The sequence below is a fragment of the Streptomyces sp. 8N616 genome (assembly GCF_052246385.1).
Classification (GTDB): Bacteria; Actinomycetota; Actinomycetes; order Streptomycetales; family Streptomycetaceae; genus Streptomyces.
On record NZ_JBQQBY010000016.1, the window covers coordinates 1 to 14,983 of the forward strand.

At 70.4% G+C, this 14,983-nt stretch carries 12 protein-coding genes; 1 reads left to right on the top strand and 11 read right to left on the bottom strand.

What is annotated here, in order from left to right; genetic code table 11:
- Positions 1 to 242 precede the first annotated feature (242 nt).
- The 8 genes from ACTWQC_RS16330 to ACTWQC_RS16365 form a co-directional block, all read right to left on the bottom strand.
- Positions 243 to 1,901, bottom strand: coding sequence for a solute symporter family protein (locus ACTWQC_RS16330; protein WP_443316412.1), 1,659 nt, complete (start codon positions 1,899 to 1,901; stop codon positions 243 to 245).
- Positions 1,901 to 2,281 (bottom strand): DUF485 domain-containing protein, encoded by a 381-nt coding sequence (locus ACTWQC_RS16335; RefSeq protein ID WP_443316413.1) that lies wholly within the window; start codon positions 2,279 to 2,281, stop codon positions 1,901 to 1,903. The genes ACTWQC_RS16330 and ACTWQC_RS16335 overlap by 1 nt, the downstream gene beginning before the upstream one ends.
- Before the next feature lie 301 nt (positions 2,282 to 2,582).
- Positions 2,583 to 4,382 (bottom strand): sodium/solute symporter, encoded by a 1,800-nt coding sequence (locus tag ACTWQC_RS16340; protein WP_443316414.1) that lies wholly within the window; start codon positions 4,380 to 4,382, stop codon positions 2,583 to 2,585.
- Positions 4,379 to 4,741, bottom strand: a complete 363-nt coding sequence (locus tag ACTWQC_RS16345; protein ID WP_443316415.1) for a hypothetical protein — start codon at positions 4,739 to 4,741, stop codon at positions 4,379 to 4,381. The genes ACTWQC_RS16340 and ACTWQC_RS16345 overlap by 4 nt, the downstream gene beginning before the upstream one ends.
- A 106-nt stretch (positions 4,742 to 4,847) precedes the next feature.
- On the bottom strand, positions 4,848 to 5,684 hold the full coding sequence (locus tag ACTWQC_RS16350; protein WP_443316416.1) for a LytR/AlgR family response regulator transcription factor: 837 nt from the start codon (positions 5,682 to 5,684) through the stop codon (positions 4,848 to 4,850).
- A gap of 80 nt (positions 5,685 to 5,764) precedes the next feature.
- The gene (locus tag ACTWQC_RS16355) at positions 5,765 to 7,009 is read right to left on the bottom strand and encodes a histidine kinase (protein WP_443316417.1); all 1,245 of its coding nucleotides are present in this window, start codon (positions 7,007 to 7,009) and stop codon (positions 5,765 to 5,767) included.
- Positions 7,010 to 7,060: 51 nt separating this feature from the next.
- Complete coding sequence (locus ACTWQC_RS16360) at positions 7,061 to 7,486, bottom strand: hypothetical protein (protein WP_443316418.1); 426 nt, start codon at positions 7,484 to 7,486, stop codon at positions 7,061 to 7,063.
- 112 nt (positions 7,487 to 7,598) lie between these two features.
- Complete coding sequence (locus ACTWQC_RS16365; protein ID WP_443316419.1) at positions 7,599 to 11,324, bottom strand: nSTAND1 domain-containing NTPase; 3,726 nt, start codon at positions 11,322 to 11,324, stop codon at positions 7,599 to 7,601.
- 422 nt (positions 11,325 to 11,746) lie between these two features.
- Here ACTWQC_RS16365 and ACTWQC_RS16370 point away from each other — a divergent pair, with 422 nt between their 5' ends.
- The gene (locus ACTWQC_RS16370; RefSeq protein WP_443316420.1) at positions 11,747 to 12,319 is read left to right on the top strand and encodes an RNA polymerase sigma factor; all 573 of its coding nucleotides are present in this window, start codon (positions 11,747 to 11,749) and stop codon (positions 12,317 to 12,319) included.
- A gap of 71 nt (positions 12,320 to 12,390) precedes the next feature.
- Here the strand turns inward: ACTWQC_RS16370 and ACTWQC_RS16375 are convergent, their stop codons facing one another.
- The 3 genes from ACTWQC_RS16375 to ACTWQC_RS16385 all read right to left on the bottom strand — a co-directional run bounded on the left by ACTWQC_RS16375 (position 12,391) and on the right by ACTWQC_RS16385 (position 14,689).
- Positions 12,391 to 12,759, bottom strand: coding sequence for a peptidase inhibitor family I36 protein (locus ACTWQC_RS16375; protein WP_443316421.1), 369 nt, complete (start codon positions 12,757 to 12,759; stop codon positions 12,391 to 12,393).
- Positions 12,760 to 12,898: 139 nt separating this feature from the next.
- Positions 12,899 to 13,897: a hypothetical protein gene (locus ACTWQC_RS16380; RefSeq protein ID WP_443316422.1), complete on the bottom strand. Its 999-nt coding sequence runs from the start codon at positions 13,895 to 13,897 to the stop codon at positions 12,899 to 12,901.
- A 252-nt stretch (positions 13,898 to 14,149) separates the two neighbouring features.
- On the bottom strand, positions 14,150 to 14,689 hold the full coding sequence (locus ACTWQC_RS16385) for a hypothetical protein (RefSeq protein ID WP_443316574.1): 540 nt from the start codon (positions 14,687 to 14,689) through the stop codon (positions 14,150 to 14,152).
- Positions 14,690 to 14,983 lie beyond the last annotated feature (294 nt).

Genomic DNA, 14,983 nt, shown 5'->3' on the forward strand with positions numbered 1-14,983 from the left:
AAGCCCAGCCGGTCGGCTCCGGCCCGTTGGTATGCCTCCGCGGTGACGTTGGCGGCGGCGGCCAGATCGGCGGGCGGTGCGAACCGACGCTCCTCCTTGAGCAGGTTGGCCAGGCTCTCGTTGCTCATGCGCGGACTCCTTGTGCTGGGTGAGCGGCCGGACAACGGGGCGGCAGTCTTCCGCTGTCCGGCCGCTTGCTTACGAGGGCGTGGTGGTGCCGGTGCGCCGGTACGTGTCGGCGCTCAGTGGGCGCCTACGCCGGTGAGGGAGCGGACCTCGAGTTCGGCGTACTTGGCGCCGCCCGCGGCCTCGTCCTTGCTGAGCAGCGAGCCGATCCAGCCGCAGAGGAAGCCGACCGGGATGGAGATCAGGCCCGGGTTCTCCAGCGGGAACCACTGGAAGTCCGCCCCTGGGAACATGGACGTCTCCTTGCCGGAGACGACCGGGGAGAACAGCACCAGCAGCACCGCGGTGGACAGTCCGCCGTAGATCGACCACAGCGCGCCCTGCGTGGTGAAGCGCTTCCAGAACAGGCTGTACAGGATGGTGGGGAGATTGGCGGAGGCGGCCACGGCGAAGGCCAGTGCCACCAGTCCGGCCACGTTGAGCTTGCCCGCGAAGACGCCGAGCACGATGGCGGCGGCGCCGATGCCGACCGCGGCGATCCGCGCGGCGCGCACCTCTTCCTTCTCACTGGCCTGACCCCTCCGGATGACGTTGGCGTACAGGTCGTGCGCGAAGGAGGAGGACGAGGCCAGGGTCAGTCCCGCGACCACGGCGAGGATGGTGGCGAAGGCGACCGCGGAGATCATCGCGAGCAGGATGGCACCGCTGCTGGAGCCCGCTCCGCCGCCGATCTCCTGTGCGAGCAGCGGTGCGGCGGTGTTGCCGGCCGGGTTGGAGGCGATGATGGTCTCCTGTTTGATCAGCGCGGCGGCGCCGAAGCCCAGCGCGATGGTCATCAGGTAGAAGCCGCCGATGATGCCGATGGCCCACAGCACCGATTTCCGCGCCACCTTGGCGGTGGGCACGGTGTAGAAGCGGATCAGGATGTGCGGCAGCCCGGCGGTGCCCAGCACCAGCGCGATGCCCAGCGAAATGAAGTCGATCCTGCTGGTGGTGGACACCCCGTACTTCAGCCCCGGCTCCAGGAACGCCGCGCCCTTGCCGCTGTTCTCGGCCGCCGCCCCGAGCAGGGTGGAGACGTTCCAGTGGAACTTGCTCATCACCAGGATCGTGATCAGCAGGGTGCCGCAGATCAGGAGCACCGCCTTGATGATCTGCACCCATGTGGTGCCCTTCATCCCGCCGATGGTCACGTACAGGATCATCACGACGCCGACCAGCACCACGATGAGGTTCTTGCCCACATCCCCGGTGATGCCCAGGAGCAGCGCCACCAGGGCGCCGGCCCCGACCATCTGCGCCAGCAGGTAGAAGATCGACACCACGATGGTGGAGACGCCCGCGGCGGTACGCACCGGCCGCTGCCGCATCCGGTACGCCAGCACGTCGCCCATGGTGAACCGGCCCGAGTTCCGCAGGGGTTCGGCCACCAGTAGCAGGGCCACCAGCCACGCCACCAGGAACCCGATCGAGTACAGGAATCCGTCGTACCCGGCCAGCGCGATCGCCCCGGCGATGCCCAGGAAGGACGCGGCCGACATGTAGTCCCCGGAGATCGCCAGACCGTTCTGGAAACCGGTGAACGACCGGCCGCCTGCGTAGTAGTCGGTGGCGTCCTTGGTGTGCCGCCCTGCCCACACGGTCACAGCCAGCGTCGCCGCCACGAACACCGAGAACAGCGAAATGATCAATGTGCGGTGCTCGCCGGTGCTGCTCTCGGCCGCGAGCTGCAGAACAGCCGTGCCGGTGCTGCTGCCGATGCCGGTGCCAGTCATCACCGTGCCTCCCCCGTGTGCTCATCGGCGAGGGCCGCGGCCAGGCGCCTTTCGGCCTCGGCCCTGATCCGCTCGGCCTGCGGGTCGAGCTTGGCGCCGGCGTGCCGCGCGTACCACCAGGCGATGGCGAAGGTGGTGGCGAACTGGAGCACGCCGAGGACGAACGCCATGTTGATGTGGCCGACGACCTGGGTGCTCATGAAGTCGCCCGCGTAGTTGGACAGCAGGACGTACAGCAGGTACCAGGCGCAGAAGCCGAGCGTCATGGGGAAGGCGAAGGAGCGGTGCGCATGGCGCAGCCGGGCGAAGTCCTCCCCTGCCTGAATGTCCGTGTATGTGGCGGAGGGTGGGGGACTCGCGGTCGGTGCGGGGCGGCTCATCGTGGCCTCCTGGCGGCTCGAGGGTTCCGAGGTCGCCCGGTGGTGCGGGGGAGGAAGAGGGGCCGGATTCGCTCGCCGCCGCACCGCCGGGCGCCGTCACCGTACGAGCGCAGGTGGGGCGGGGGCACGGTGCCGTCACGCGGATTGCCGTGAACGGGCCGCTGGATGCGGCGGGTGGTCGGGCCGTGCGGCGAACGGTAGGGCAGCCGCGACGAACGGTCAGTGCCCGGCCGTACAGCCGGTGCCTGGTCATCCATCCGCTACCTGTTCGTACAGCCGGTCACTACCAGGTGGTTCAGCGTCAGTGCCCGGCGGTCCGGTTGGGCCGGCGCGGCATGTCGAGTGACTCGGGCAGGTGCAGGCGCAGCAGGGCGTGCGCGGTGCCGGGCGGAACGCTGCGCCGCGTCAGCAGGGACACTCCGGTCATCACCGCGAACGCGAGGGGCACGCTCCAGGCCGCCGGCCGGGTCAGCAGCGCCTCGGCCCAACCGGTGTACGGGATGCCGATCATGGTGGCGGCCACGGTAGCCATGGCAGCGCCACCCCCGGCCAGCAGCCCCGCTGCGGCGCCCTGCGGAGTGAGTCCCCGCCACCAGATGCCCAGGAGCAGCAGCGGGCAGAAGGACGATGCGGCCACGGCGAAGGCCAGTCCGACGACGTCCGCGACCGGCCGCTGGACGACGGCGAGGGAGAGCAGGCAGGGGACGGAGGCCGCGGCCACACCGGCGAGCCGGAGCCGCAGCACGACGCCGCGGGCCTCGGACTTGGGCTCGGCCGTGATCTCCGAACGGCGCGGTCCGCGCACCGCCGTGCCCCGCCGCATCCGCTCCAGCTCCTGGCCGAGGACGCCCGCCACCGACATGGTCAGCCCGGAGGCCGTCGAGAGGAACGCCGCGAACGCGCCCGCCGTCAGCAGCGTGCCGAGCAGGGCGCCACCGGGACCGCCCAGCAGCCGGTCGGGAAGCAGCAGCACCGTGGCGTCAGGGCGGCCGGTCATGAGCAGTTCCGGGGTGTAGAGGCGGCCCAGCGCTCCGTACACGGGCGGGAGCAGGTAGAAGGCGACGAGCAGCCACAGCACGGCCCAGGTGGTGCGGCGGGCCGCCTGCCCATCGGGGTTGGTGTAGAAGCGCACGATGACGTGCGGGAGCCCCATGGTGCCGAGCAGCGTCGCGAGAAGCAGCGAGTACGTCCCGTACACCGGGTGTTCGGTGCCCGCCAGCGGCCGGGTCCAGTCCCGCCCGGTGCGCGGTGCCTCGTCCACGGGGTACGGCACGTCGGCCCCGGCGGGGAAGGCGACGCGGGTCTCCTCGCCGATCCGGTGCTCGCCCCGCCCGAGCCGCAAGGGCTTCCCGTCCAGCCTCTGCCCGTCGAGGCGGCCGCGCACCGTCACCTCCACCGGTGCATCGACCCGGACCGTCACCTCCTGGTGCACGGTGACGGTGGTCGCCTCGCGGAACCGCGGCGGGGCGTCGGCGTCCGCCCAGGGGGCACCGTCGGCGCGCCAGGCCAGCAGCAGGAAGATCACGGGGACGGCGAGCGCGGTGAGCTTCAGCCAGTACTGGAAGGCCTGGACGAAGGTGACGCTGCGCATGCCGCCGGAGGCGACCGTCAGCATGACGACGGCGGTGACGACCACGGGTCCGACCCACAGCGGCGCGCCGGTGACGGTGCGCAGGGTCAGACCCGCGCCCTGCAGCTGGGGGAGCAGATACAGCCAGCCGATGCAGACGACCAGCACGGCGGCCAGCCGCCGCACCCGTGTCGACTGCAGCCGGGCCTCGGCGAAGTCCGGCACGGTGTACGCGCCCGAGCGGCGCAGCGGCGCGGCGACGAAGGCGAGCAGCACCAGATACCCGGCGGTGTAGCCCACGCCGTACCAGAGCATGTCCGCGCCGTAGGCCAACACCAGCCCCGCGATGCCCAGGTAGGAGGCGGCCGACAGATACTCGCCGCCGATCGCGGAGGCGTTGCGCAGCGGGGAAACGGCGCGCGAGGCGACGTAGAAGTCGGAGGTGGCGCTCCCGGGGCGCAGCCCGTAGACGCTGAACAGGGCCGTGGCGACACAGACGAGGGCGACCGCCACGACGGGCTGGACGGTCACGAGCGCTCCACCAGATCGGCGAAGTCGCACTCGATCTTCCTCGCCTGGCGCTGGTGGACGAACGCGAGCCCGAGGATCACCGGGTGCACGGCCACGCCGATGAGCAGCCAGGACGCCGGGATTCCCAGCAGGGACGCGTCGCGCAGCGCGGAGATGGAGGCGAGCAGAAACGGCAGTACGCCGAGCAGCACCGCCAGTGCGCCGACGACGGCCGCAGCGAGCCGGAACTGGGCGCGCATGAGCGAGCGGAGGTAGATGTCGCCGAGCGGGGTCTGGCGGCCGAGATCGTCGGTGACCGGCGCGCGCACCCCGGGCACCCGCTGGGAGCTGCGGGCGGCAAGGGTGCGCGGATGGGCCACGGTGACCCTCCCGGGGCCGGCCTCCGCGGTGCTCGGGTCCTCGGTGGAGGCGGGCGGTACCGGCGGTACCGGCGGTACCGGCGGTACTGGTGGTACGCCGGTCATGTCACACCGCCGGAGCCGGCGGTGTGCCCGGCTTCCCGGCCCGCCCGACCAGCACATCCCGGACCTCGCGAGTGTGGCGCCTGCTCACCGGCAGCAGCTGGTCACCGAGGCGTACGTACGTCCGTCCGGCCTCCAGCCGCAGCTCCTGTACGTGGTGGGCGGCGACGAGGTGACTGCGGTGGATGCGGACGAATCCGGCGTCGCGCCAGCGTTCCTCGAGCGTGGCCAGCGGGATCCGCAGCAGGTGGCTGCCCGACGGGGTGTGCAGCCGCGCGTAGTCGCCGTGTGCTTCGACGTACCGCACCTCGCTGCGCTGGACGAACCGGGTCACACCCGCCAGCTCGACGCTGATGACCTCGTCGCCCTGCCGCTCCGCACCGTAGGACCGCGCCGCACCGTCAGACTGCTCCACACCGTCAGGCCGCGTCGCATCATCAGAACGTCCCGCCCTGTCCTGCTCGTTCGTGGGCTCGGCGATACGCCGCACCGCCTCCGCGAGGCGCTCCGGGGCCACGGGTTTGAGCACATAGTCCGCGGCCCGCAGGGCGAAGGCCTCCACGGCATGGTCGTCGTGCGCGGTCACGAAGACCACCTGCGGCGGGTGGACGAACCGGGACATCACCCGCGCCAGGGCGAGCCCGTCGAGACCGGGCATCCCGATGTCGAGGAACACGGCGTCCACCGGCTCCCCGGCGGCCAGCGCCCGGTCCAGACCGAGCAGCGCCTGCTGCCCGTCGTTCGCCGTCCGCACATCCGCCACCCGCGGATCGCGGCGGAGCAGGTACGCCAGCTCCTCCAGGGCCGGCACCTCGTCGTCCACCGCGAGAACGTGCAGCATGGCGCGCAGATTATCCACGCTCGTCCGGGATGGGAACCCGCTTGCCTGCGCTGATTCACGGGCGACGGCGGGCAGCGCCCTTACAGTCCCACCGGGCCGGTCTGGACCGCCTGGGGGTGGAACTTCGGCACCCGGACGTGCACCTTCGTGCCGGCGCCGGGGGCGGTCTCGATGACGAGTCCGTAGGCGTCCCCGTACACCTGGCGCAGCCGTACGTCCACGTTGCGCAACCCGATCCCCGGTGAGCGCGGTCCGTCGGCCGCGTCTCCCGCATGGTTGTCGAGGGTGCGCGCGAGCTGCTCGGGATCGATTCCGGCGCCGTCGTCCTCGACGGTGATGAGCGCCTCGCTGCCACCGTCCTTGGCCGTGATGACCAGGTGCCCCGGCCCCGTCTTGCGCTCCAGGCCGTGCCGTACGGCGTTCTCCACCAGCGGCTGCAGGCAGAGGAACGGAACCACCACGGAGAGCACCTCGGGGGCCACGCGCAGCGAGACCTCCAGCCGGTCGCCGAAGCGTGCGCGCTCCAGCAGCAGATAGCGGTCGGTGCACCGCAGCTCCTCGGCGAGCGAGGTGAAGTCGCCGTGCCGGCGGAAGGAGTAGCGGGTGAACTCGGCGAACTCCACGATGAGCTCCCGCGCGCGCTCGGGATCGGTACGCACGAAGGAGGCGACCGTGGAGAGGGAGTTGTAGATGAAGTGCGGCGAGATCTGTGCCCGCAGCGCCCGCAGCTCCGCCTCGGCGGCGACCTCGCGCGACCGGTCCAGCTCGGCGAGCTCGAGCTGCGCCGACACCCAGCGCGCGACCTCGGCGGCGGCCCGGACCAGGCCGGGGGAGACCTGGGCCCCGTACACCGCGAGCGTGCCATCCACCCGTCCGGCCACGACCAGCGGCACCACCACGCCCTGACGCAGCGGGCAGTCGGGAGTGGCATGGGCCGTCTCGCGGGCGCCGATGACCTGGGTACGTCCGCTGCGCAGCGTCTGCCGGGCATGGCCGGGCACGGCGGCGGTGTGCTCACACCCCGGCTCCGGTGCGAGCCCGTCCCAGGCCAGCACCTCACCCGACGCGTCCGTCAGCGCGAGCGCGGGCACTCCGAGCAGCGTGCGCAGATGCCGCCCCGACCGCCGGGCACTCTCCTCGTTGAGCCCTGACCGCAGCGGCGGCGCGGCCAGCGAGGCGGTGTGCAGGGTCGCGTAGGCCGCCCGCTCCTGAGGAGTCCCGTACTGCCGGTTGCGCCCCACGCGCACGGCGGCGTACGCGGCTGCGCACACCGCCAGCACCGCGGCGAGGAGCAGGGCTGCCGCCCCGACGGAAATCCCCGACATGCCCGGACAGTACCTCGAGCGGGGCCGACTGCAGCTGTGCGGGTTTGCTCCTCAGCGGGCGCCGCCGAGAATCGGCAGGTTCCAAGGCCGGGGGTCGTCGCACAGCGGGTCGGCGACCACGGAGAGGTGGAAGTGGCTCGTGTGCTGATTGGGCCCGTCATAGGGCACCCACTGCCACGGGTGGTACTCCGGGCGTGAGTCCAGGATCAGCCCGTTGGCGATGATGTACTTGATCCGCGGATCGCGGCTGGCGGCCAGTTCGTCGGTGATCAGGTCGATGTCCACCCCATGGGCCGGGTCATGGGTGTAGTCCCGGGCCGTGACGATGCCCGGCCCGTACCACGGGTTGTGATCACTGTCCCTGCCTTGGTGGTCGCCGTCCCCGATGCCTCCATCGTGTTCCGTGCTGCGTGCGGGAAATCGCTTGTTCAGCTGTTCCAGCAGTACGTCCAGGCTGCGTGCGACTCGCCAGTCCACGTGGTCCTCCCCGTTTCTTCTCATCTCTTCTCGTTGCTTGTGGTTGTCACTCGAGTCTTGACGGGTGTCGGCCCGCCGGTCCAAGGGTTGCGTTGCCTCGCGTGTTGGAACGTCATGTGTCCCCGCACCGTGGGCGGTAGGGCAGGTCAGGAATCAGCCGGGCCCACTGGGCCGGGCTGACCGTGCCGATGGTGCGGCAGACCTGCGTGGTGCGATGACGCAGGTCCAGGTCCCACAATCGTGTCGTTCCGTCGGAGCTGCCGCTGGCCAAGGCCTTGCCATCGGGGCCGAACCGAACCCCCCACACAGTGTCGTCGTGGCCGGTGAGGGTGGCGATCTCCCGGCGGGCGGCGGCGTCCCACACTTTGACGGTCCTGTCATTGCCGCTGCTGGCAAGCGTTCTCCCGTTGGGGCTGAACGCGACGCTCCGCACCGAACCTGTATGGCCGGCGAGCGTGGCCGTCGGCCGGTGAGCCGCGGCGTCCCACAGCCTCACCGTCCCGTCGTTGCCGCTGCTGGCCAGGGCGTTGCCGTCGGGGCTGAACGCGACTCCCTGCACCGAACCGGTGTGGCCGGTGAGGGTGGCGATCTCCCGGTGCCCCGTCACACCCCAGAGCTTCACTGTCCCGTCGTCGCTCGCCGTGGCCACGGTGCGGCCGTCCGGGCTGAAGGCGACCCCGTTGACGAAGTCCGTGTGCTCGGTGAGGGTGGCGACGTCCCTGCGGCCCGCCACCTCCCATAGTTTCGCGGTCCAGTCGTCGCTGCCGGTGGCAAGGAGTCTGCCGTCCGGGGTGAATGCCACGGACATGACCGCGCCGGTGTGGCCGGTGAGGGTGGCGGTCTGTCTGCGTCCGGCCACGTCCCACACCCTCGCCCGGTGGTCGGCGCCTCCGCTGGCGAGCAGTTTGCCGTCCGGGCTGAATGCCACTGCCGTGACCGGGCCGGTGTGGCCGGTGAGGGTGGCGATCTGTCTGCGGTCGCCCACGTCCCAGATCCTCACCCGGTGGTCGGCTCCGCCGGTCGCGAGGAGCCTGCCGTCAGGGCTCAGCGCCACGCTCGAAATCTCGGTGACCGGATGGGTGATGAGAGCCGACCTGTCGAGGTCCCAGAGCGCCGTGGTGCGGTCGAAACCCGCGGTTGCCAGGGAGTTTCCGCGGCTGCTGAACGCGACTTCCAGGACGTAGTCGGTATGACCGGACAGTGAGGTGATCAACCGGCGTCCGGCCACGTCCCACAGATTCGCCGCGCCGTCTCCACCGGCACTGGCCACGGTCCTGCCGTCGGGGCTGAACCCCACATCGTTGACGCCGTCGCTGTGTTCGCGCAGTGTGGCGAGGGTCTTGCGGTCATCGACGTCCCACAGCTTCACGCTGCGGTCGGCGCTCCCGGTGGCCAGAAGTTCGCCGTCCGGGCTGAACGCCACCGCGTCGACGTTGTCGCTGTGTCCGCGCAGTGTGGCAACGGTTCGGCGGTCTTCGACATCCCACAGTTTGACACTGCGGTCGTTGCTCCCGGTGGCCAGGAGCTTGCCGTCCGGGCTGAATGCCACGGCGTTCACGTCGTCACCGTGTCCGCGCAGGGCGGCGACCATCCTCCGGTCGTCAACATCCCACAGCTTGACCCTTGCCCTGGAACTCACCGAAGCCAGCTGCTCGCCGTCCGGGCTGAACGCCACCCCGAGTGCGCCACCGGGCAGTGTGGCGACGGTTCTGCGGTCGGCGACGTCCCACAGCTTGACGCTGCGGTCGTTGCTTCCGGTGGCCAGCAGCTTCCCGTCCGGGCTGAACGCGACGGACAGCACCAGGTCGGTATGACCGCGAAGTGTGGCGAGGAGCCGGTGGTCGGCGGCATTCCACAGCTTGACCGTATGGTCGGAGCTTCCGGTGGCGAGGAGTTTGCCGTCAGGGCTGAACGCCACCGCGTTGACCGAGTCGGCGTGCCCGGTGAGCCGACCGTCGAAGTACTCGGCCTGTGTGCTGAGCAGTGCCCCTCGTGCCTCCGCGGTCGGTGCCGTACGAAGGGCTTCCCTCGCCAGCAGCATCGCCGCCTCTGGCTGACCGGTGGCAGTCGCCGCCGACTGGGCCGCCATCCCACGCGAGAGCGCGACACGACGCTGCTCGAGCGCAGCCGACCGCTGCTGATAAGCGAAGCCGCCCGCACCAACGGCCAGTACGAGGAGGGCCACCAGCGCAGCCACGAACTGGCGCCCGCGGCGGGCGCGCCGGCGGGAAGCGGCGTGTTCGGCGGCCTCCGCAGCAGCACTGACGTCCAGGAACTCCCGCTCCGAAACGGTGAGTGCGCGATCGCCGGCGCTGCTCCAGTCGCGGGCCAGGGCGAGACGGGTACCGCGATACAAGGCTCCAGGATCGTGGTCGACCGACTGCCACGCCTCGGTGGCTTCGGTGAGCCGGCGATGGATCCGTAGGCCCTCGCGGTCCTCGGCGACCCAGTCGTGCAGCCTGGGCCAGCTGCGGATGAGCGCTTCATGAGCGATCTCCACGCTGTCGCGGTCCAGAGTGAGCAGCCGCGCACCCGCCAGACGCTCGAGGACAGTGGTGGTGTCGGGGTCGTCGGCCGCGACGAGTTCGCTGCGCCTGATCCGGCGTTTGGTGTCCTCGGTGCCCTCGCCGAGGGCGATCAGACGCAGGAACAGGTGCTTGGCCACGCGCTGTTGATGTGGTTGCAGTTCGCTGTAGAGCGCTTCGGCGGTACGGGCGAGGGCGCCGTCCATGCCCCCGGCGGCCTGGAACCCGGCGAGGGTCAACGTGTTGCCGCGGCGGCGCCGCCAGGTTTCGAGCAACGCGTGGGACAGCAGCGGCAGCACACCCACCTGCCCGTTGGCGTGCGCGATCAGGTCGGCGAGGAGGGCGCCTTCGAGGGCCCAGCCCCCTCGTACCGCGGGCCGGGTGATGGCCTGGCGCAGCTCGTCGGTCGTCATGGGGCCCACCGCGACCTGGGTGTCCGCGAGCGCCGCGATCAACTCCGGGTACGCGGTGCAGTGCGCGTAGAAGTCCGCGCGCACGCCCAGTACGACCCGGCAGCGGCTGTTCTCGGCCTGCACCGCGGCCAGCAGTGTGCCCAGGAACTGTTCACGCTCGGCGGGATCGCGGCAGAGGGTGAAGACCTCCTCGAACTGATCCACCACCAGCAGCAGTTCAGCCTCATCCGGTTCCGCCGCCAGCGCCTGTCGTACGGCCCGGTGGGCGGTACGCCGATCCGCGGCCAGCTCGGCACGCAGTGCCCCAGCGGCTCCGCCGGTGACACGCGCGAGATGGATCGCGCACTCCTCCAGCGGATGCGGCCCCGGCGTGAACAGAACCACCCGTCGCGCCTTGCTCTCGTCCTGCCACCGCGGCAGAAGCCCGGCCCGCAGCAGCGAGGACTTCCCGGCCCCCGAGGCGCCGAACACGGCCGTGAACCGTCCCCGCGACAGCCGCGCCAGCAACTCCTCGACCAGCCGCTCCCGGCCGAAGAACAACTCGGCGTCCTCGGCCCGGAACGCCGCAAGCCCCACATACGGCGGCGCAACATCACCCGATGCCTCGTGCGGCTCGTCCGACGCCGCCTCCGCGGCCAGTTCGGCAGCGACGGAGTGCCAGCGCCGTTCCCATGCATCGGCGTCGCCGCCGCAAGCCCGTACGTAGGCCAGGGCCACCGCCAGGCTCGGCAATTTCCGGCCGCCCGCTGCTTCAGAGAGCGTGGCAACCGCGTAATGCGCGCGCTCGGCAAGCACGCGATAGGTCGGCGACCCCGCTTTCCGCCGCAACCGGCGCAGATCAGCGGCGAATCGCAATACCGCGCTGTCGCCCGCATCCAGCGGGCGTTCCCCCCGTGGCACAGCCTGCTCCTTTCCCCCGGCAAACGGTCGCGATTGTTCAGCACTTGTTTGTTCGGGGCCAGCACACCGACACCGAACAAGCCAACCCCGCTAGACATGACCTCAGCGCACTCGGCGGGCCGGGAGGTGATCCGGGGGAGGTGGGTGCGCGGTGACCGCGGCCTCAGATTGACCTGGACGTGACCATGCGCCAGGCCGGCGTGAAGGTAAATGCCGGGCAAGTCCGTCGGCCGCGGCTGATAGCCGGGCAAAGGTGAAACAGGGGTCATGAGTCCCTTGGGCATGACACGGCCGTCCGGACGGATCTCTTAGCCCAAGCTCTCAGACGTTCGCGCACGCCTGCGCAAACCAGCCGGAACGGATTTTACGGGGTAGACGGGCGGAAGTCTGCTCGTCAATACATGGGGGAGATTTCTGCGCCTATGAGCGAGATATCTGAGCTTGCCGCTGATGGCTCGTCATTCGACGAGGTTTTCTGCAAGATATTGCCCAAGCTCTACGGAAGGGCAGTCAAGCTGACTGGGGCGGGGCAGTGGGCCGAGGATGCCGTCCACGACGTATACCTGAAATTGGTGTCACGTCCTCAGAGGTTACTGGAGCACCCCGAGCCAATCGCCTACGCCTTCTCCGCCTTGTCGAGCGTGGCGCGAGACGGCTGGAGGCGCGATCGTCGGCAGGTACTGCTGGAGGACATGGACGAGGGCGCGGCTGTCGAGGCCTATGGCGGTTCCCAGGCCTGGGACGGCGGGGTGGAGCGGCGGACGGCGGAGATCGAGGCGGTACGGCTGCTCCGGCAACTGCCGCGACAGCAGGCCAGCGTCGTGATCCTGGTGGATCTGGACGGTCACACCATCGATCAGGCCGCACGGGTCATGGATATCCACCGGGGAACGGCTGCCCGGTACCGGACACGAGCGCTGCGGAAGCTCCGCGACCTCCTCAAGTCGTCTGCTTCCACCAGCCATTCGAGAATCCTGTGCGGTGCGTTCACGTAGGCCTCGGAACGCGCCGAGCCGGCACCGGGGCGAAAACCCCAGGTGCCGGCTCGGCTTGCGACGGAACCCGCTCAGCAGCGGTGCTCCCAGGTGTGCGCGCTTCCGCGCTCCTTGGCGTCCGGGTTGTGAGGCACCTCCTGGCCCGGGGCCAGGCAGAGGGTGTTGACGCCCCATCCGTTCCACACCTTGACGTGGTCCGGGGTGCCCGGGTTGGAGAATCCGTGGTTCACCCACGAATTGTCGCTGTCGTGGATCGGCTCCGGCCACGGGTCGGCGTTACCGGACCAGTGTCCCCACTCACCCTTGTAGTCGGGCAGGGTCCAGGCGCAGAATTCGCCGGGAGGGCAGTCGCGGGCGTCGGCCTGGGCCGTCGACGGTGCGACGGCAAGTCCGGCTGCCGCCACGGCCAAAGCCGCTCCGACGAATGCTCGCTTGCGCATGACGATGTCCTTTCTGTGATTTTCAGGCGGAATCTCCGAGAAACGGAGACGTGCTGGGCCACCCCGCGGCGCTCGAGGCCGGGGGATTCTTTGATGGGGCTCGGGCGGGACGAGGCCGGCCCGAGCCGGGGCGCTGCTGCTACGCGCCCGGGGGCGCGGAGGGCTGCACCGCCAGGTGCAGCGCGCGTTCGCGCATCCGCTGGTAGTCGCTGCGCTCCGAGGCGTTCTCAGTGCGTACCTCGGCGGCGTACTCGTGGTCGAGCCGCTGGCCGGTCCGGGCCAGGCCGGTCGACCTTACGCAGCGGGCTTCGGCGACCGCCAGCCTGCGCTCCAGTCGTTCGGACTCTGTGTCGGTCATCCGTGAGGCGCGACGCTCCCAGATCTGGCGCAGCTCCGCCGGGTCCTTGGCCTTCTGTTCCGGCGCCATGCACACCGCCCAGCGGTCAAGAGCGCTGCGGTAGGCGCTGTCTCTGCGCACCCGGCGGTCGGTCTCGGAGCCTTCGTTGTTCACGACCACCTGGGCGCGGAACCACCGTTCCTGATTGCCGTACAGCTGTCGCTGAGCAGTGGCCAAACATCCGTCGCTGTTGGCCTGGACCGTGTAGCCGGAGGGCAGGCGGACTGACAGTTCCCGCTCGCCGGACCCGAACGTCGCGGCGCTCGTCCTGCTGCGGTCCCGCTCACGCGATTCGCTCCGATCGGTGCGGGAGGAAGGCTCGGTGCGGGAGTCTGATTCAGCAGAGGCCGGGGGCGCGCTCGCCTGCCGGGCCCGCATCCCGAAGCCGTTGCGGGCCGCCCACGACGGATCGTTGATCCCGTACGGGAAACGGTCTTGGCCGACGGCATTGCCTGCGGCGCCTCCGCCCCCGCCCCCGCTCCCGCCCCCGGAAGACTCTTGGCCGCTCGCAGCCAAGCCTTCGTCCAGCGCGAGCCCCCGCTTGGCAAGGCAGCGCTGCACAAGGGCCAGCTCCGCCTTCTTCAGAAGGTCGTCCTGCGCCTGGGCCTCCGTGGGGATCGGTGCTGCACCTTCGCTCGCTCCCCCTCCGGAGGCGCCGGAGCTGCAGCCGACGAGAGTCGCCATGCAGGCCATGGCACATGTTGCCAGCAGCGATGCGGAGACGGTGCCCACGGTTCGCATCTCGTTCCCTCCTCCTTTGCGGTGAGCTGCCCAGCCCTCGCGGGCCGGTCGCTCCGTACACGAAGGAGAAGCCACCCTCATATGCCACCCACCCATGTGATGCCGGTCACCCGTGGATGAGCGCCGATCCGATGGCGGGGGGCCGCGAGACGTACCAGGACCGAAACGCAAGGCCGCCGCGCTCGAAGCAGTCCATGGCGAGCGGCCGGCGGCGTGACTGCCAAGGCACTGACGGCATGACGCCCGCCCAGGTCAGCGCGACTGCAGTGCGTCCAGGCCCACTGCCTGGGCTATGGCCAGCCGGCGGTCGATGCCGGGCGCCTGGATGTCGACGGCGTACCGGTCCCGCAGCCCCAGCTTCTTGTCCACCGACATGGCAGGCCGGCCGTCGGCGGTGAAGTCGAAGTGGTACGGCCATGCGAATGGCACGAAGTCCACGATCGGGATGAGCTCCCAGACCCGGCGCAGGATGGCCACGAACCGGTTCCGCTCCCGTCCCGTCAGCCCCGGCTCGCCAGGCTGCTCCAGATGCCATGTCGAGCGCAGCAACGAGGCACCGAAGGCCTTGCGGAACAGCCCGATCGCCCTTCCGGCGTCGTCGCTCACGTCATACGAGGCACCCACGTCGAGGACCTGGCGGGCCTTGAACGTGAACAGGACCCGCTGCTTGGACTCGTCGGTGTAGAAGGTGACCTGCTCCTTGAACGCCAGCCGCTTCTGCTGGGCGAACGCGACGACCTCACCCTCAGAGCCGTCCGGCTTGGCCACGGTCACCACGTACCGGTTGGCCATCGCGGTCACCTTCTGCCGGATGAGGAAGCGCTGCTGCGCCTGGAGGTGCGAGGGGTCCACAGGTCCAACTCCCGTTCATGCGCCCGTATCTGCCGTGACACCGCCATGGTGGCCGGGTGCGGCACGGCCGCGCAGTACCCGCAAGTCTCGGTACGAAGCGACGGAAGTTGACAGGGGCGGTGCCTCAACGGTCCTTCAGCGCACGGCCACTACGGCACGCCGTCCGTGGCGGCGGTCATTCCGGCGACAGCGGCGATGGCGAGCAGGCCACCGGCGATGCGGGCAGGGCGACGC